Origin of the sequence: Pseudomonas sp. SWI36 (assembly GCF_002948105.1) — a bacterium.
Lineage (GTDB): Bacteria > Pseudomonadota > Gammaproteobacteria > Pseudomonadales > Pseudomonadaceae > Aquipseudomonas > Aquipseudomonas alloputida.
The window spans coordinates 4,870,646-4,890,007 of sequence record NZ_CP026675.1 but is presented as its reverse complement, the minus strand read 5'-3'; the positions used below and the strand labels follow the sequence as shown (position 1 = coordinate 4,890,007).

Here is a 19,362-nt window from a genome sequence, read left to right as displayed (position 1 = left end):
GGAGCTCCCGGCTATCGCAAGCAGCGATCATGCATTGGCGCCATCAGCCAGCCTGCACTAGCGTTGTGCTACCAGCCAGCCCAACGTTCCTGCGGAGCACTCGATCATCATGCCGGACCTGCGCCCGAACCCGACGCTGTGCCTGGCGTACCGTGCCGAACAGCCCATCCACCACGCGTTCATCAAACAGGCCAGCCGCTGCCCGGCGGCCATTGCCATCATTGGCCAGCACACAACCTGCAGCTACTCCCAACTGGAGCAGATCAGCGCGGGCATTGCCGCGTTTCTGGTTAAAAACGCCGCCAGCGGCACCGATCGTGTGGTCATCGTCACCCATCGCAGCGCCGCCCTGGTATACGCCATGCTCGGCTGCCTGCGTGCCGGCCTGGCCTTCACCGTGGCTGACGCCGCTTACCCGGCCGCGCGTATCGAGCAAATCGTCAGCACCCTGAAGCCTGCGGTGATACTGCGCTGCGCCGAGGCCACCGTCGACGTCGGCCAGCCCATGGTCGTCACGGTGCCTGAAGCCCCCGCTGAGGCGCTGCAGGCCTTCCCTGGCCAACCTGTCGCGCTGCCCGCTGTCAGCCCTGAGCAGCCGGCCTACATCACCTTCACCTCGGGCAGCACCGGTGAGCCCAAGGGCATCGTTACCCACCACGCACCGCTGGTGCACTTCATCGACTGGCATGTGCGCCAGCACGGTTTTACCCAGGCCGACACCTTCTCGCTGCTTTCTGGCCTGGGCCACGACCCGGTATACCGCGACGTGTTCACACCACTGTCGCTGGGCGCGACCATTGCCTGCCCGGCCCAGTCGACCCTGACCGATCCCTCACGGCTGGCCGGCTGGCTTCACCAGCACGGTGTGAGCGTGATCCACCTCACCCCGCCGCTGGGCAAGCTGATCGAAACTGGCGTACACCTGAACGGCCAGGTTCTCGACCACCTGCGCTACCTGTTCTGGGGTGGCGATGCACTCAGCCCGACGCAGTACCAGCAGGTCCGCGCCATCGCACCGAATGCCGTCAATGTGAATTTCTACGGTACCACCGAAACCCCTCAGGCCATGGCTTTCCACACCCTCGACCCGGAAATGGACAATGCCCGGGTGCCCTTGGGAAAAGGCATTGCCGATGCACAGTTGCTGGTGGTCAACCCGGCCAACCAGCTGGTCAACGAGGGCGAGACAGGCGAAATCCTGATCCGCAGCCCCTACCTGTCGCGGGGATACTGGGACGACCCGGGGCTGACCGAAGCCAAATTCATCGCCAACCCGTTCACCGCTGACGCGGCCGACCGCTGTTACCGCACGGGTGACCTGGGCACCTATCTGGCCGATGGCAGCGCCCGTTTTCTGGGGCGCGCTGACAGCCAGGTGAAAATCCGGGGGCATCGCATCGAGCTGGCGGAAATCGAGAACGCCATCTGCCGTCACCCGCACATAGGGCAATGCGTGGTCCTGGCCAACCACGACAGTGCATCGACCCGTCTGGTGGCCTATTGCGTCGCGCAGCAGGCCATCCGTGCTGACGAACTGCGCCAGGCCCTCAGCGGCCAGCTGCCTGACTACATGGTTCCGGCGCTGTTCGTGTTCCTTGATGCCCTGCCGCTCACCCCCAACGGCAAGGTCGACAAACGCGCGCTGCCTGCGGCATTTGACGACAGTATCAACCCACCGTTGTCACCCTTGGCCGAAAAGCTGAGTACAGCCTGGGCCCGCATCCTCCAGGTACCGCGCCTGGACGCCAGGTTGAGCTTTGTCGAACTGGGCGGCGACTCGCTGTCGTTCGTACAGGCCTCGCGTGTGCTGGAGGCGCTTATCGGTCACCTGCCTGAACGTTGGGAAACCCTGCCGGTGTGCCAGCTGGCCGAGCTGAGTGCGCCGCCCAAAGGCGCGTGGCGGGTAATGGAAATGCCGGTGTTCATCCGCATGCTCGCCATCATCCTGATTGTGGTCGGCCACCTGGGTGATTTCGACCACTGGCCGATACTCGGCGAAACCTCGGTGCTGTTCCTGGTCTCCGGCATCGCCCTGGCGCGCTTTCAGCTCAAGGCCATCGAAGCGCGTGGCGATGCACGCACGCTGCTCAGGCCACTGGCAGCCATCGTGGTGCCAACACTGTTGTACAGCGCATTGATCCAGCTGGTATTCGCCCGGCTGCACTGGCAATCGCTGCTGCTGGTTTCCAACTGGTTCCCCGCCAGCGAGGTCAGCCTGTTCAACTATTGGTACATCGAAGTGTTGGTGCAGATGATCGTGATCATTGGCCTGGTGCTGTCGATCAGGCGCGTGCGCCAGGTGCTGATTGCCGACCCGTTTCGCTGGCTGATCATCGCTGCCTGTGCACTGGTGGCGCTGGATGTGCTCCTCAACCAGTTCGTATTCGACGCCAGCGCCCTGCTCAACCGGGTGCCCCAGCACTTCCTGGCGGTGATGGTACTGGGCATGGCCGTGCACCATGCCGACACGACCTCACGCAAATGGGTGGTCAGTGCAGTGGCCGTGCTGGTGGTTGGCGAGTTGGACCTGATGGCGCTTGCCGGTGTTGGCTGGCAAGCGTTTACACACTATGTCGACATCGCCCTGCCAGCGATGCTGGCACTTGTCTGGTTCCGCTCGGTGCCGGTACCCGCCCTGGTTGCACGGGCAGGTGCGGTGATCGCTTCGTCAACCTTGTATATCTACCTGACGCATTTCCAGTTCGAGTCGGTAGCGGAGCATGTTTTCAGGCACCCGCTGTTCGAGATAGCCCTGGCACTCGCTGGAGGGGTACTGGTGAGCTATTGCTGGAACACCCTGTTGCGTCTGCTGTTTACCCGCAGGCGCAAGCAGCATCAGGCGCGTGGAGCCGATACAGCTGAACGCGCCACCTCTGCCTGAACGAAGATGACCCGCCAGCGCATGCACTACTCGCGTCCGGCCAGTTCAGCCAGCACCTCGGCCGAGGTGGTGACCTGGCGGAAGTGGTGCTTCCACAGGTCAGTCCCCAGCTTGCCCGAGCGGTCCAGCGACGACCCTATTGTCATGTCTGTCACCAGCGTGGGCATCAGCCCTGCATCGAACAGGGCAAAGCCGGCGGCCAGCACGCAGGTTTCGGTCTGCAACCCACACACCAGCACCCGCTCTACACCCAGTTGCCGGATGTAGTCGATAGCTTCGGCACTTTGCCCATAGCCATGCTTGACGAACACCTGGTCGGCCTCGACCAGGCTCTCGTCCTCGGCCGCCGGGTGCCAGCCGAGTTGGCGCTCGAACGGCGTGACCTGTTCATCGTGCAACTCGACCGAGGCTATGGTGGGAATGTTCGCTGACAACCGCCGCAAACCATCGACCAGCCACTCGGGCGGGCTGAAGGTGGACTGAACATCGACGATGAGCAAAACCTGGCGCATGAGCGGATTCCGGCACGGGCAAAAGGCGCGGAGTATAACGCGAAGCAACTGCCGTGGTCGCGGGACAAGCCCGGGGCAACATTCGGCGACCCCTTGCGCGGGAAAAGGGGGCTGTTGCGCAGCCCCCTGCTGTACCCGTAACAGCTAACCCCAGCGCCCCCTCAACCGGCCAGGATGAAGTCTGCGGCGGTCACCGTGGTTGCATCTGCCACCCCCACCAAACGTATGGAGTCGGCAGCACCGATGCTTACCAAGGTGTCCGCACCAACATCGGCGATGGTCACACTGGCACCAAAGGTGGCTGCGGTGATGTTGAGGGCGGTGATATCCAGCCGGTCCTGGCCACCCGCCGCAATGGCATCGAAATTGATGATCAGGTCGTTGCCAAAGCCTGCAGCGAACTGGAACACATCGTTGCCATCGGTGGCTATCAGGGTGTCGTTACCGGCCCCACCCACCACCGTATCGTTACCTGCCGCACCGTTGAGGAAGTCGTTGCCGGCCCCCCCGATCAGGGTGTCGGTACCCACGTCGCCGAACAATGTGTCGTTACCATCGCCGCCCTGCAGGGTGTCATTGCCGTTGCCGCCATCCAGGCTGTCATCGCCAGCGCCCCCGTTCAGGTTGTCGTTACCGGCCTCCCCCAGCAACGTGTCGTTGCCGCCACCGGCATCGAGGCTGTCGTCCCCCCCTCCACCGCGCAGTTGGTCGTCACCCAGGCCGCCGAACAGCTGGTCGTTCCCGACGTCGCCGTTGAGGATGTCGTTGCCGGCATTGCCGTTGAGCACATCGTTACCGCCGTCGCCGCTGAGCGTGTCATTACCTGCCCCACCGTCGATGATGTTGGCCAGCCCGTTACCAGTGCCGGTGAAGTTGCCCAACCCGGTATACGCCAGGTTCTCGACGTTGGCGGCCATGGTGTGGCTGGCCAGCGTGGTACGTACAAGGTCCGTACCGGCCCCCGTCGCCTCGACCACTACATCCCCGGCGTCATCCACCACATAGGTGTCGTTGCCCACGCCACCCACCAAACGGTCGGCACCCGCACCGCCGTTGAGCAGGTCGTTGCCGGCCCCCCCGTGAGGGTGTTGGCCAGCGCGTTACCGGTACCGGTAAAGGCGCTGCTGCCGGTATAGGTCAGGTTCTCGACGTTGGCGCCCAGGGTGTAGCTGGCCAGGCTGGTCTGCACCTGGTCCGTGCCACCATTGAGTGCCTCGGTGACGGTATCCCCGGCATTGTCGACCAGGAAGGTATCGTTGCCGGCGCCGCCGTTCATGGCATCTGCGCCAAGCCCGCCGTTGAGGGTGTCGTTGCCATCCTCGCCATTGAGGAAGTCGGGGTCGTCACCGCCATTGAGGATGTCGTTGCCAATGCCACCGAACAGCTGGTCGCTGCCGCCCAGGCCGTTGAGCGTGTCGTTGCCGCCCAGGCCCGAAATCACGTCGTTGCCTGTTGTACCGGTCAAAGTGTTGGCCGCATTGGTGCCAACCAGTACTACACCCGGTGGCACGGTAACTGCGGCGGTCGCCGCCGAGGTCAGCGACTCCAGGGTGCCGAAGCCGTCGGTGTAGCGCACGATCACCCGCAGCTGCTGGTTACCCTGGGCGAAGCCAGGGGTGAAGGTGGCCGCCGTAGCCCCGGCGATATCGGCGAAGGTGCCGCCGGTACCTTGCTGCCACTGGAAGCTGAAGGCCCCCAGGCCGTCGATGTCGGCAATTGCGCCGGTGAGTGCGGTCAGCGTCTGGCCCTGGTCGGGTGTGGTGTCACTGATCAGCAACGCACCGGTCGGCGCATCGTTGACGTTGGCCACCGGGTCGAGGATGTCGGAGGCGACGCTTTCCTGCACGCCAAAGTCATCCACGTAGCTGACCACCACGCGCATGTTCTGCCCCACTTGCGCCTGGGTCAGGACGAACGTGCTGCTGATGGCGCCAGCGATGTTGACCCAACCGACACCCCGGTTGGACTGCCACTGGAAGCTGAACTGAGGGTTGCTCAGGCCGTCGGCATCGACGATGGTGGCCGGGTTGGCGGTGAGCGTCTGGTTCTGCACCAGCAGCCCGGTCACGGTCGGCCCGGCGCTCGGCGCGCTGTTCGGCGTCGAATCGACGATTTCCAGCGTGCCCTTGGCATCCTGGTACACCGCACGCACGCGGATGTTCAGGCCGGCGACATCGTCCGTGACGCGGTAGGTCGTACCGGTGGCCCGTGTCGCTTCACCAGCGGCCACTACCGTGATGTCTTCATAAACCCCGGAACCCGGCAGCGCCTCGACTTGCCAGTAGTAGGCCACGGGGCCGTTCACCGCACCGGTCGCATTGCTTGCACTGACATTGTCCGCGTCATGCACGGCGAGGTTGCTGACCCTCAGTAGCTGGCCACTGACTGGCGTATCGTCGCGCAGGCCGGTGGTAGCATCGAGAATCGCCAGGTTGCCGGTGGGGCCGGCGTTGACTGCCGTACCGACGCCAGAGGCCTGCGATCTGTCAGAGAACTGCAGGCGCTCGATGCCGGTCAGGTGGTCGACGCCGTCACGACCGGCCACCAGGTCGGTAACGGTCACCGAGTTGCCATCGACCACCACGCTGTAGTCGGTGGACACCCCTGAGAACACCGCCGTGTCGTAGTGGTCGGTACCGCTGAGGATCTCCCGCACGATCACCAACTGGCCAGGGTTGTAGGTGCCATTGAGCATGAACGGCAGCATCGGCTCCATGCTGTTGAAGCTGGCGATTTCCGGGCCGGTGCCATCGGGGTTGGCGCGTACGCTGATGCGCACGTTCAGCCACTTGTCGCCGTCGAGGATATCGTCGCCACCCCGGCCTTCGAGCAAGTCGCTGCCGCTGCCGCCGAGGATGATGTTGCCGCCGTCATAGAAGGTCGCCCCGGACGCCAGCAGGCCGACCAGGCCGTCGATCAGGCTGATGTTGGTCAGCACGCTGCCGGTAGCACCTGCAGTAGGCAGCGAGGTGGCGTCTTCGCTGTCGCCGCGCAGGAAGTCGCCATGCGTCGACCCCGACAGGCCTTCCATGATGTCGAAACGCACCAGCGTCGAAGCGCCCGAACCCGGTACCGTTGGCACATCGAAGAAGCGGTCGCTCATGTCGATGGACACGCCCTGGGCCAAGTCCTTGAAGGTTGCCCAGTCGTAGCCCGAGCCACCAATGTAACGGTCGCCAAACCCCAGGCTGCCGACCATGATGTCGTCGCCGCCTTCACCGTTGAACTTGTCGTTCTCGTTGCCGCCGACAAATACGTCGTTGCCGATGACCGGGTCGTTGCCGAGCGGGTCGAAGTTGTCGCCAGGCGCGCCGTCCGAGGTGCCCTTCTCGATCCAGTCGTCACCTTCGTTGCCCATGTCCTGCTCGTTGGCCTTGCTGCCGAGGATGAAGTCATTGCCTTGGCCGCCTATGGCTTCGGAGGCGTCCTCACCGGTGACGATGAAGTCATTGCCGAAACCGCCGATGATCAGGTTGATGCCATTACCGCCGTGCAACACATCGTTGCCGTCACCGCCCTGGATGTTGTCGTCACCGCCCATGTCGCTGATGATGTCGTCGCCGGCCCCACCGCGCAGCTGGTCGTTGCCGTCACCCCCCTCGATGCGGTCGTTGCCGGCATCACCCCAGACCGTGTCGTCGCCTTCGCTGGAGACCAGAATATCGTCCCCGTTGGTGCCGCCCAGCACGATGTGCTCGGCACCGGCATAGCGGATGTAGTGGGTGTCCGGGCCAGCCGTCAGCGGGCTGTCGCGGAACACCACCTGCTCGCCGTTTTCGCCCAGTGGGTCGGCGCTGCCAAGGCCCTCGTTGTACTGCTTGGTCTGGTCCAGTTCCAGGTAGAAGCCAGGGTCGGAGAACACCAGGCCTGGCAGGTGGGTGGCTGAGCTGTTGGCCATGATCAGCTTGGCGAACGAGTTGCTTTCCAGCTCGGCATTCATCGACAGGCCCGCGGTGCGCTCCAAATAGTAGAAGCGGTCGCCGTCCTGCAGTTTCTCCATCTGGTTCTCGAACACGAAGTTGAAGGTGCTGCCGAGCATGCCGCCAAATGGCGCTTTTGCTTCCGCCAGGCCGCCGATCCACAGGTCGATGGCATCGACACCAGTCACGGTGACTGCCTTGAGGTCATCGGCAGTACCCAGTACACCGTCCTTGCCGGGCAAGGTTACGTTGGCCCAGGCGCCGCTGCTGTTGAGGAAGTCCATGCGGTCGGCGGGTGCGCCATCGCCGCCGAACACCAGGGCCATGGCCGCGGCGCGTTTCTCCAGCAGGGTGGTGGCAGCGGTGATGGTGCTGTGGGTGCCGTAGGCCGCGATGAAGTTGATCAGCGACTCTGGGTGCTTCAGGTGTTGCACCAGGTCGACCCAGCTGGTGTACGGCTTGAGCTGGGTATCGCCGGTTTGCCCGTAGATTTCGCGGCGCACAGCGTTCAGCGAAGGGATACCGACGTCGCGGCCACGGGCGATGTTGATCGCTGGCAGGTCCAGTGGCAGGCCGAGCAGGTTGTTGCGCAGCGCCTCGGTGACGAACTCGTCGATTTCGTTACCGGCCTGGCGAGTGACCCCGCGCACGATAGCGCTGGTGGCGTCCTCGGGGGTTACGCCACTGGCGGCATAAGCCAGCGGGTTGAGGAAGGCCGCTATCAGCCCCAGTTGCTGGTCGGGGTTGGCGCTGGCCGGGTCCTGGATGACGTTGAAGTCGATGTCGAAGCGGTCGACAGTCTCGGTCAGCATCGAGTGGCCGAAGCGGTACACGGTGTGGGCGAACTCGGCCACGATCGAGGCATCGAGGTCGACGTCGTACACCTGGGTCGGGGCAAAGAACAGGTCGACCCGAGGTTGCACGGTGCGGGCGAACTCCTCGAACACCAGGTGCTGGTACTGCATTTCGGTGCCGAACTTGGCCGCCTGGAACAGCCGCTCGCCATTCCACACCAGGGCACCGATCTCGGCCGGGGTGACTGGCAAGGCGCTGACCGGGTTGAGCAGCCATTCGTTGAGGAAGGCCAGGTCACCCGAGTCGAGCACGGTGTCCATGGTCTGCGCCACCAGCCGGTTGTGCTCGGAGTGGAAGATCGCATGCACGGCGGTCAGGCCGATGTTCTCGTTGACCCGGCCGTCACCGGCGATGTAGTGCGCGTCCAGCAGTTCGTTGTCGTAGGCCAGGTTGGCACCGGTCTGCGGGTTGACCGGCACGGCATTGCCGGCCACGTTGTCGGCATCCGGCGCCAGCACGCCGCCACTGAACACCGGCACGGCATTGTGGGCGATGTCGGCAAGGAACTGGTGCCCGGTACGCACGGCGTTGGTCAGGTCGAGCGGCGCCAGCGGGTTGCCTTCGACCTCCTGGTCATCAGCGGTGCCGGCAATACCGTCCAGGCCTTTCATCACCACCATCGGGTAGCCGTTGGGGCCTTTGATGAAGTTGCCGTAGGCGTCGGTGGCCAGCAGCGGCACGTTGTCGACGTCGGCATCGGTCAGGTTGATGCCGAGCAGGTCGCGGGCCTGGGCCTTGACCACCTTCCAGGTGGCCATGCCGCCAATTTCGGTGTCGTCGGCCGTGCCGAACCTGCCATCAGCGCCCAGGTCGCGATTGGTGATCAATCGGCCCGTGGCGACCGGGCCGTCGTCAGTCATGACATAGGCGCGCAGGAACACCTGGTGCGAGGGATGCGAGCTGTAGGTCTGGTTCTGGTCGACGAACGGCGTGGTGGTGTTGGTGTGTTCGCGGATGTCGTCGGCGTTGCCAAGGATGCCGTCCGGCCCAGGCAGGTTGGTGGCACGGGTTACCACCATGAAGTTGGTGAAGCCACCCTCCACGTACAGCGGGTCATCCGGTTGCAGCGGGATGTAGATGGTACCGGAGCCGCCCTTGGTGACCAGGTCCAGGCCATGGTCGAAGAACTGCCCGAAGAAGGTCATCCACGCGTTGAACGGCGCAGACAGCCCGGCATCGGCAGCGGTGTTCTCGAACAGGTACACGTCATGGTCGTCGGTGGTGCCGAACTGGCCGTCCATGCCTGGGCTTGCGACGATGCGCACGCCATCCTTGAGCACGTCGTCGTTGCCTGCGGCGCCGAAGTTGAGCACGCCATCGGCACCCGGGTCATACGCGGTGGCATAGGCTGCCGGGTTGTTGGAGGTCTGGTCGACAATCAGGTTGCTGATGGTACGTGGCTGCGAATCGAACACCGGCCCGCTGGTCTGCTGGTACGACGACCCCGGGATCGCCGGGGAACCTGGGCCGAAGAAACCGGCTGGCGCACCTTCGGCCGGGTTGAATACCGGGTCGGTCACGCGCGGGAAGACGTTGTCGGCGGCACCGTATTGGGTGTTGTTGTTGCCGTTCAGGTTCATCAGGTTGTTGTTCGAGCCATCCACCGCACGCAGGCCCATGGCTGCGCGGACGTTGGGGATCAGCGAGAGGATGTCCTGCCCGGCGGCATCGGCCTCGGCAATCTTGATTTGCGCGAGGATGAAGTTCAGGTCGGAGCGCACCATGTGCAGGCCGGCACCGCCGTCACTGGCATCCACCACCGGGGTGGCCACTGTCGGCACCACGGGCGCGCCAGGTTGCACCACGGTGGTAGGCTGCGAGTACAGCACTTCGGTGGTGCCATGGGCATCCTGATAGATCGCCTTGACCCGCAGGCTCAGCCCGGCCAGGTCTGGCGACACCTTGAACGAAGTGCCATCGGCGCTCTGGAAGGCCAGGTCACCGGCCGGCAGCAGGATGATGTCCTGGAACACACCGCTGCCCGGGTCGGCCTCGAACTGCCAGTAGTAAGACACCGACCGGTCGGCGAGCGAGCCCGTCGGGTTGCCTGCACTGATGTTGTCGGCGTCGAGCACGGCGGCCACGCTCACCGTCAGCATATCACCCACGGTAATCGCACCGCCGTTGCCGTCGAGCAGGGTCGGGCTGCCGGTGGGTTGTGCGTTCACCCCCTCCACCAGTACGCGCTGGCTATCGGCAAACTGCAGGCGCTCGATGTGCAACAGGGTATCGACGCCATCGCGGCCGGCCACGGTGTCGGTCACGGTCCAGACGTCATCGGCGACATCGGCGGTGCCCTTGGTGTTCTGGGTCACCACGTACTCGCTCTGTAGCCCAGAGAATATTGCCGTGTCGAAGGCGGCCCCGCCGGTCGAAGTCCCGGGCAGGATTTCGCGCACGGCCTTGAGTTGGCCGGGGTTGTAGGTGCGGTCAAGCATGAACGGAATCATGTCGGCCATGCTGTCGAAGCTGGCGATTTCCGGGCCGGTGTGGTCGACGTCGCCAGGGGCGTACACGGCGATGCGCACGTTGAGCCACTTGTCGCCATCGATCAGGTCATCGCCACCCCGGCCTTCGATCAGGTCACTGCCATTGCCGCCGAGCATGATGTTGCCGGTGGCAAAGCCGGTGGTGGGCAGGCCGGCATCCGCCAGGAACTGCTGCAGCCCACGTATCAGCGCCACGTTGGTCAGCGCACTGCCGGTGGCGCCGCCATGGTTGAGAATGGTCACGGCATCGACGTCGTCGCCCTTGAGCACATCGGCGTAGGCCGAACCGGACACCCCTTCGACCTCGGCGAACCGATCCAGAATCGATGCCGGCGAAGCGCCCACCGGGTTGAACACGCCAGCGTTCTGGTTAGGCGCGTTGCCATGGGGCTGAGCCAAGGCGGCCAGGCTGAGGTCCACGGTGACACCCACGCGGTCATTCTTGTTGGTGACCCAGTCGAAACCGGACATGCCGTCCATTTTGTCTTGGGCATCGCTGCCGACGAAGATATCGTCGCCGCCCTCACCGATCATTTCGTCAAAGCCGCCGCCCCCGACGAAGATGTCGTTGCCAATGACTTCGTCACCCAGCAAGGGTGCGAAGTTGTCACCAGGTGCGCCGTCCTGGGTGCCCTTCTCGATCCAGTCGTCACCTTCGTTACCGGTAGGTGGCAGGTTGGTCTTGGCGCCGAGGATGAAGTCGTCGCCCTGGCCGCCGAAGGTGGTGCTGATGTCCTCGGTGGTGATGATGAAGTCCTGGCCATCGCCGCCCAGGATCAGGTTACCGGCAACCCCCATGCTGCCAGCGACGATCACGTCGTTGCCGGCGTTGCCTTCCAGGCGGTTGTCGCCGAACGAATCGGTGATGATGTCGTCGCCCGCGCCACCCAGCACCGCGTCGTTGCCGGCACCGCCTTCGAGCAGGTCATCACCGGCATCGCCATAGAGGGTATCGTCGCCTTCGCTGGAGATGATGATGTCGTTGCCAGCGGTGCCACCCAGCACCACATGGTCTTCACCGGTGTAATGCAGGAAGTTGCCGTCTGGCCCGACAGTATCGGGGTTATCGCGGATCACCAACGGAACGATTTCAACCCCGTTGATCTCGATGCCGCCAGTGGGGTCGGCCTTGCCGTCGGCACCCAGCCCGGTGAACTGGTTGGCCTGGTTCACTTCCAGGGTAAACGTGGGAGTGAGGAACACGGTGTTGGACAGGTGGGTGACGTCGGAGTTGGCCATGATCAGCTTGGCGAAGGAGTTGTTTTCCAGCTCCGTACCAAAATTCATGCCCGCCGTGCGCGACAGGTAGTAGAAGCGGTCACCGTTCTGCAGCGCTTCCAGCTGGGTTTCGAAGACAAAGTTGAAGCTGGAACCGAGCATGCCGCCAAACGGCATTTTCTTCTCGGCCAGGCCGCCGACCCAGAAGTCGATGGCGTCGACCCCGGTCACGGTCACCCCGGCAATGTCGTCGGCCGTGCCGGCGATGCCGTCCGCGCCGGCCAGCGTCACGTTGGCATAGGCACCGGTGCCGTTGAGGAAGTCGAGGCGGTCAAGGGGGGCGCCGTCTCCGCCAAGTACCAGTGCCACGGCGGCGGCGCGCTTGGCGGCCTCGGTGGTGGCCCCGGTAATGCTGCTGTGGGTGCCGTAGGCGGCAATGAAGTTGATCAGCGACGCCGGGTGCTTGAGGTGGTCGGCAAAGTCGACCCAGCTGATGTAGGGCTTGAGCTGGCTGTCGCCGGTGGCGGCATAGAACTCGCGGCGGGCCTCGTTCAGGCTGGGGATGCCGGTATCACGACCGCGGGCGATGTTCAGCGCAGGCAGGTCAAGTGGCAGGCCGAGCAGGTTGTTGCGCAGGGCTTCGGTGACGAACTCGTCGATCTCGTTGCCCACCTGGCGGGTAACACCGCGGATGATTGCGCCCGCCGCTTCATCGGCCGTGGCCCCGCTACCGGCGAACGCCAGCGGGTTGAGGAACGCGGCAATCAGGCCCAACTGCTGGTCGGGGTTGGCCGGGTCGGCAGAAACCGGGTTGAACGCCGGGTCGTAGCGGTCGACGGTTTCGGTCAGCATCGAGTGGCCGAAGCGGTACACCACATGGGCGAACTCGGCGAGGATGGCCGGGTTGATCGAGGTGTCGTAGCCGTTGGGGGCGAGGAACTCATCGATCTGCGGCTGGATGGTGCGGGCGAACTCTTCGAACACCAGGTGCTGGTACTGCATCTCGGTGCCGAACTTGGCAGCCTGGAACAGCCGCTCGCCATCCCACACCAGCGCGGCGATGCCGGCAGGCGTGGTGGGGATGGCGGTGACGTCGTCGATCAACCACTCATTGAGGAACGCCAGGTCGCCCGCGGCCAGCAGGGTGTCCTTGGTCTGCTGCACCAGGCGGTTATGCTCGGAGTGGAACACATGGTGCACGGCAGTCAGGCCGATGTTCTCGTTCACCCGGCCGTCACCGGCGATGTAGTGCGCGTCGAGCAATTCGTTGTCGTAGGTCAGGTTGTTGCCACCCTGCCCGACCGGCTGTGCGTTGCCCACCAGGGTGTCGGCGTCAGCCTGCAGCACACCCCCAACCACCACGGGCGCGGCATTGTGGGCGATGTCGTCAAGGAAGCCATGCCCGGTGCTCACGGCATTGGCCAGGCTGATCGGCGCATTGCGGTCGCCCTCGACCAGCTGGGTGACGTCATCGGCGGTGCCAGCAATGCCATCGGCGCCGTTGTTCACGCGCATGACCACCTGCGGCATGCCGTTGGGTCCGCGCAGGAAGTTGCCGTAGGCATCGGTGGCCAGCAGCGGCACGCTATGCACGTCGGCATCGGTCAGGTTGATACCCAGCAAGTCGCGGGCCTGGGCCTTGACCACTGCCCAGGTGGCCATGCCACCGCTTTCGCCGTTGCCATCGTCGGCGGTGCCGAACTTGTCATCGGCGCCCAGATCACGGTTGGTGATCAGGCGCCCGGTAGCCACCGGCTCACCTGCGGCATTGACCGTGTATTCGCGCAGGAACACCTGGTGCGAGGGATGCGAGCTGTAGGTCTGGCTCTGGTCGACGAAGGGCGAGGTGGTGTTGGGCTGGCTATCGTCGGCGGTACCCACCACGCCATCGGCGCCGGCGGTGCGCACGGCGCGGGACAGCACCATGAAGTTGGTCGGGCTGCCGGCCACGAACAGTGGGTCGTCCGGGCGCAGCGGGATGAACACGATGTCGGTGCTGCTCTTGCTGACCAGGTCCAGGCCGTGGTCGAAGAACTGGCCGAAGAAGGTCATCCAGGCGTTGAAACCGGCGGTCAGCCCGGCGTCTGGCGACACGTTGGGGATGAAGAACACAGGCTTGTCGTCAGCGGTGCCAAACACGCCATCGATACCAGGGCTCATCACCGGCGCGGCACCGCCGTTGGCCTCGACTGCGGCCGGGTTGTTGGCTGTCTGGTCGACGATCAGGTTGCTGATGGTGCGCGGTTGCGAATCGACAACATTGCCGGTGCCGACATAGTTGGCGCGGTAAGAGGCTTCGAGCAGGCGCAGGAACGAGTTGTCGGCTGCGCCGAACTCGCTCTGCCCGGCGACCAGGTTGTTGTAGCTGCCGTCCACCGTGCGCAGGCCGAAGGGTACCTGGCTGTTGGGCAGCAGGTCGCTCAGGCTGGCGCCATCGGCGTGCGCCTCAGCGATGAAGATCTGTTTGAGGATGAATTCAAGGTCCGACTTGCTGAAATTGGCCATTGCAGTTGCCCTCGATCTGTCCGGAGATGACACAGGGCAACAGGGTCCTTCCCGCGCCCAGTCAGTGTTGACGTGCGCAGAATCTGGTTGGGTGTACCGGGCTCAGTAGCCCAGCACTCGTGTGCTGAAACCTCTGGCCTCTTCTTGGCAAGCTGGCACCCCCGTTGCGGGAGGGGCCCTGTAAACCGTGCGCAACAGGTGTAACGCACGTGCATCGATCCCAGCTCGCACAGGGCCCGAATACTTCAGACTAAAGTCGTAGGCCAAAAGCTTGTCAATATTTCGTCAAAAAAATCTCGGCCGATGATAATGCGATGCAACTCACTGTTTTTATGTGACTTATAAAAAGTTCAAAGTAGTTATAGAGCAAAAAGATATTACTGGATGTTTCGTTGCAACCTACGCTGCTACCTGGGGGAGCAGCGCAGCGTTTTGAGCAATATCGCCATCAGTGCGACCCGCCTGCGAGCCGACCAAGAAGCCACAACAGCCGTTGTACGGGGCGCCGCAAGGGCTTCCCGTTTTGTGATAAAGGGAGGCCTCCGATGCCTAAGCCACCACGCACCCGCTCCGAGCTGGCCGACGTGCTGTTTCGCTTGCGCCGCAGCTTCTACGCCCTGGCCGCCTTCAGCGGCGTGATAAACGTCATGATGTTGACGCCAGCCATTTATATGTTGCAGGTGTATGACCGCGCCCTGGTCAGCCGCAATGTCACCACCTTGGGCATGCTCACCTTGCTGGTGGTCGGGCTGTTCCTGCTGATGTCGGCGCTGGAGATGGTTCGCACCCGGGTGTTGATAAGGGTGGGCAACGGCCTGGACATGAGCCTGAACCGGCGCCTCTTCAGCGCTGCCTTCGAACGCAACCTGAGCCGTGCCGGCGGTAACCCGGCCCAGGCCCTGCAGGACTTGGCGCAGGTTCGGCAGTTTCTCACCGGCAACGGCCTGTTCGCGTTCTTCGACGCCCCCTGGACACCGATCTACCTGCTGGTTTGCTACCTGATCCATCCGTGGCTCGGGCTGGTCACCACGATTGGCTCGCTGATCCTCGTCGGCCTGGCCTACCTCACTGAAAAGGCCACGCAAAAACCCTTGGCCGAAGCCAACCAGGCAGCCATGTCGTCGGCCAGCTACGCCAACAACAACCTGCGCAACGCCGAAGTGATCGAAGCCATGGGCATGCTGCCGTCAATCGGCAAGCGCTGGTACCAGGGCCACTTGCGCATCCTGCAGATGCAGACCCTGGCCTCCGACCGCGCGGCGCTGATCAGCAGCACCGGGCGCTTCGTGCGCATCACCCTGCAATCGCTGATCCTCGGCACCGGCGCGCTGCTGGCGATCGAGGGCACGATCACCCCCGGCATGATGATCGCCTGCTCGATCCTGACCGGCCGAGCCCTGGGCCCGGTGGAACAGGTGATCGCCGCGTGGAAGCAACTGCTGGGCTGCCGCCTGGCCTGGGGCAGGCTCAATGACCTGCTGCAGGACTACCCGCAACGGCCACCGAGCATGTCGCTGCAGCGGCCAATGGGCATGCTGGCCGTGGAGAACGTGATCGCCGGCGCCCCTGGCAGCAACACCAGCATCGTACGCGGGGTAAGCTTCAGCCTGGCCCCGGGTGACAGCCTGGGTGTCATCGGCCCTTCAGCCTCGGGCAAGTCTACCCTCGCCCGCCTGTTGGTAGGCGTGTGGCCGGCCCAGGCCGGCAAGGTGCGCCTGGACGGCGCCGATATCTTCACCTGGAACAAAGCCGAACTGGGCCCGTGGCTGGGCTACCTGCCGCAGGACGTGGAGCTGTTCGAAGGCACCATCGCCGAAAACATCGCCCGCTTTGCCGAGGTGGACAGCGACGCGGTGATCCGTGCCGCCCGCAGCAGCGGTGTACACGACATGATCCTGCGCTTCCCGCAGGGTTACGACACCCGCCTGGCCGCCGATGGCAGCCCATTGTCTGGCGGCCAGAAGCAACGCATCGCGCTGGCCCGCGCCCTGTATGGCGAGCCCAACCTGGTGGTGCTGGACGAACCCAACGCCAACCTCGATGACGTGGGTGAAAAAGCCCTGGTCGATGCTTTGGCCGAGCTCAAGGCACGCGGCGCTACGGTGGTACTGATTTCCCACCGGCCCAATGTGCTGTGCGCGGTCGACCAGATACTGATGCTGCGCGACGGTGGTGTGCACATGCTTGGCAGCCGCGACGAAGTGTTCGCCGCGCTGCGCAAGGCCGCGGTGATTCCGGCAACGGCTGCGGCACCGCTGGCTTCGGTCAAAGTACGGGAGTAACCGACCATGCAGATGACTCAACATGCCGAACTGATCCCCGCCGAGAGCAGCCACCTGATCGACCTGGACGCGGGCCGCCCGGTACGCTGGGGCGTATGGCTGGTCATCGCCGGCTTCGGCGGCTTCCTGCTGTGGTCCTGCCTGGCGCCACTGGACGCCGGCGTGGTCGCCACCGGTACGGTCAAGGTCACCAGCAACCGAAAGGCGGTCCAGCACCTGAGCGGTGGCACCGTTGAAGCGATCATGGTGCGCGAAGGCGATGTGGTGAAGAAAGGCCAGGAAGTGGTGCGCCTCGATGCCCTGCGTGCAGTGGCCGAACAAGGCGCACTCAGCGCCCAGTACATCGTCAGCAAGACCGTGGAAAACCGCCTGGAAGCCGAGCGCGATGGCCGCGATACCGTCACGTTCGACCCTGCCCTGCTTGAACACTACGCCAATGACCCACGCCTGCTGGCCGCCATGGACCTGCAACAGCGCCTGCTCGATACCCGCCGCGCGGGCCTTGCCGGTGAACTGAGCATCCTTGAAGAAAACCTCACTGCCTCGGCAGTGCAACTGAAGGGCCTGCAGCAGGTGTACGGCGCCCGCGCCTCGCAGATCGGCTTCCTCAACCAGGAACTGCAAGGCACCCGAGTACTGGCCGCCGAAGGTTATGTACCCCGCAACCGCCTGCTGGAGCTGGAGCGCAGCAATGCCGACCTGTCCGCCGGCCAGGCCGAAAACCTCAATAACATTGCCCGGGCGCGCAGCCAGGCCACCGAGATCAAGCTGCGCATCCTGCAGCGCCAGCACGACTACCTGAAGGAGGTGGAGTCGCAACTGACCGATACCGCCAAGGAAAACACCACCCTGGCCGACCGCTTGCGCGCACTGGACTATGAAGTGACCCACACGGTGATCCGCTCGCCGATCGACGGCATGGTCCAAGGCCTGAGCATCGCCACGGTCGGCGGCATCATCCAGCCCGGGGCCAAGATCATGGAAGTGGTGCCGCTCGACCAACCGCTGCAGGTCGATGCGATGATCCCGGTGCAGGCGATCGACAAGATGGTCCCAGGCCTTGCCGTGGACATCGCTTTCCCGGCCTTCAACCATGCGCAGACACCGAACATTCCCGGCCGGGTAAAAACCATTTCCGCCGACCGGCTGCTCGACGAAGAAAGCAAGCAGCCGTTCTACCTGGCCCAGGTCGAAGTGACGCCGGCCGGCATGGGCTTGCTGGGCAGCAACCACATCCGCCCCGGCATGCCTGCCACCGTCACCATCAAGACCGGCGAGCGCAACCTGCTCAGCTACCTGCTCAAACCAATGCTCGAACGTGTGGACGCCGCGTTCAAGGAGCAATGACATGAAACGCCCATGCCTGATGGTGTGCCTGCTGGGAGTTGCCGTACAGGCCAGTGCCATGGACCTGAAGCAAGCCTGGGACCTGTTGCAGTACCAGGGCCCGATCTACCGCGCTGCCGTGCATGAAAAACAAGCCGGTGGCGAAAACCGCGCCATCGGCGAGGCCGGCCTGCTGCCGCAGATCAACGCCTCGGCCTACTTCAACCAGGTCAATGGCAGCCAGCGCCAGAATGGCCAGGACAATGACCTCGACTATGACTCCAAGGGCGCCAACGTGCGCCTGCGCCAGCCGTTGTTCAACAAGCAGAAGATGGCCGAGTACCGCCAGGGCCAGCAACGGGCCGACTACAGCGTGGCGGTGTTCGACGCCAAGAGCCAGGACGCAGCGGTGCGCCTGGCCGATGCTTACTTCGACGTGCTGCTGGCCAGCGAAACCATCACCCTGGCCAAGGCCAAGCTGAACGCGTTCGAGGAACAGCTGGCATCGGCGAAGCGGCGCAAGGAACTGGGCGCCGGCACCATCACCGACGTCGACGAGTCGGTGGCCCGGCGCGACCTGGCCGAGGCCGATCTGATCGACGCCCAGGACAACCTGGTCAACGCCCGGCGCAAGCTGGAGGAATACATCGGTGAAACCCCGCAGGCGTTGACCACCCTGCAGGCGAGCTTCAGCACCCCGCCGCTGATGCCGGGCAACCTGCAGGAGTGGCTGGTCAAGGCCCAGGCTGACAGCCCGCTGATTCATGCACGCCGGCACAGCTACGCGCTGGCCGAGGAAGAAGTCAACCGCGCCCGCGCCGGGCATTACCCGACCTTGGATTTCGTGGCGGGCTACACCGCGGGCAGCAGCCAGTCGATTTCCGAGCTGAACCAGCGCAACCACTACAGCTCGATCGGGCTGGAGCTGAACATCCCGCTGTACAGCGGTGGCAGCACCAGTGCCCTGTCCCGCCAGGCCAGCGCCAACAGCTCCAAGGCCCTGGATGAGCTGGACGCCACTCGCCAGGAGGTGATTTCCAACACGACCCGCGAATACCGTGGCGTACAGAGTGGCGCCCTGCGCATTCAAGCATTGGAAAAGGCCGTGGCCTCCAACGAACGTTCGCTGACCTCGACCCGCAAGGGCTTCAAGGAAGGTGGCACCAGCACCAACTCGGATGTGCTCAATGCCGAGGAGCTGCTGTATGACGCCCGCCATGACCTGTTCGAGGCCAAGCTCAACTACCTGATGTCGCGCCTGCGGCTGGCCTCGTCGGTGGGCAGCCTGGGGGATGATGATATCGAGCAGATCAATGATTACCTGGGGCCGGAGCTGATAGTCAGCAATTGATAGCCACCTCAAGCCATGCAGTG

5 protein-coding genes and 1 pseudogene are annotated in these 19,362 nt (G+C 64.1%); 4 read left to right on the top strand and 2 right to left on the bottom strand.

Going from position 1 to position 19,362, the window contains the following annotated elements:
* The first annotated feature begins 109 nt into the window (after nt 1–109).
* Nucleotides 110–2,881, top strand: coding sequence for an amino acid adenylation domain-containing protein (locus C4Q27_RS23360; RefSeq protein WP_064490780.1), 2,772 nt, complete (start codon nt 110–112; stop codon nt 2,879–2,881).
* Between the two features lie 26 nt (nt 2,882–2,907).
* Here C4Q27_RS23360 and C4Q27_RS23355 read toward each other — a convergent pair whose 3' ends face one another.
* Nucleotides 2,908–3,393: an isochorismatase family protein gene (locus C4Q27_RS23355; protein WP_064490781.1), complete on the bottom strand. Its 486-nt coding sequence runs from the start codon at nt 3,391–3,393 to the stop codon at nt 2,908–2,910.
* 161 nt (nt 3,394–3,554) lie between these two features.
* Nucleotides 3,555–14,380, bottom strand: a pseudogene (locus C4Q27_RS23350) (peroxidase family protein).
* 545 nt (nt 14,381–14,925) lie between these two features.
* Between C4Q27_RS23350 and C4Q27_RS23345 the strand changes: the two are divergent.
* Genes C4Q27_RS23345 through C4Q27_RS23335 form a run of 3 tightly spaced genes read left to right on the top strand, consistent with a single transcriptional unit; the run spans nt 14,926 to nt 19,339 of the window.
* Nucleotides 14,926–16,662 (top strand): type I secretion system permease/ATPase, encoded by a 1,737-nt coding sequence (locus C4Q27_RS23345; RefSeq protein WP_104887409.1) that lies wholly within the window; start codon nt 14,926–14,928, stop codon nt 16,660–16,662.
* Between the two features lie 6 nt (nt 16,663–16,668).
* Complete coding sequence (locus tag C4Q27_RS23340) at nt 16,669–18,009, top strand: HlyD family type I secretion periplasmic adaptor subunit (protein WP_010953486.1); 1,341 nt, start codon at nt 16,669–16,671, stop codon at nt 18,007–18,009.
* A 1-nt stretch (nt 18,010) separates the two neighbouring features.
* Complete coding sequence (locus C4Q27_RS23335) at nt 18,011–19,339, top strand: TolC family outer membrane protein (protein ID WP_064490783.1); 1,329 nt, start codon at nt 18,011–18,013, stop codon at nt 19,337–19,339.
* Nucleotides 19,340–19,362: the final 23 nt, after the last annotated feature.

Coding starts and splice junctions, on each gene's coding strand:
- C4Q27_RS23345 (WP_104887409.1), top strand. CDS start 14,926: ATGCCTAAGCCACCACGCACCCGCTCCGAGCTGGCCGACGTGCTGTTT.
- C4Q27_RS23335 (WP_064490783.1), top strand. CDS start 18,011: ATGAAACGCCCATGCCTGATGGTGTGCCTGCTGGGAGTTGCCGTACAG.
- C4Q27_RS23355 (WP_064490781.1), bottom strand. CDS start 3,393: ATGCGCCAGGTTTTGCTCATCGTCGATGTTCAGTCCACCTTCAGCCCG.
- C4Q27_RS23360 (WP_064490780.1), top strand. CDS start 110: ATGCCGGACCTGCGCCCGAACCCGACGCTGTGCCTGGCGTACCGTGCC.
- C4Q27_RS23340 (WP_010953486.1), top strand. CDS start 16,669: ATGCAGATGACTCAACATGCCGAACTGATCCCCGCCGAGAGCAGCCAC.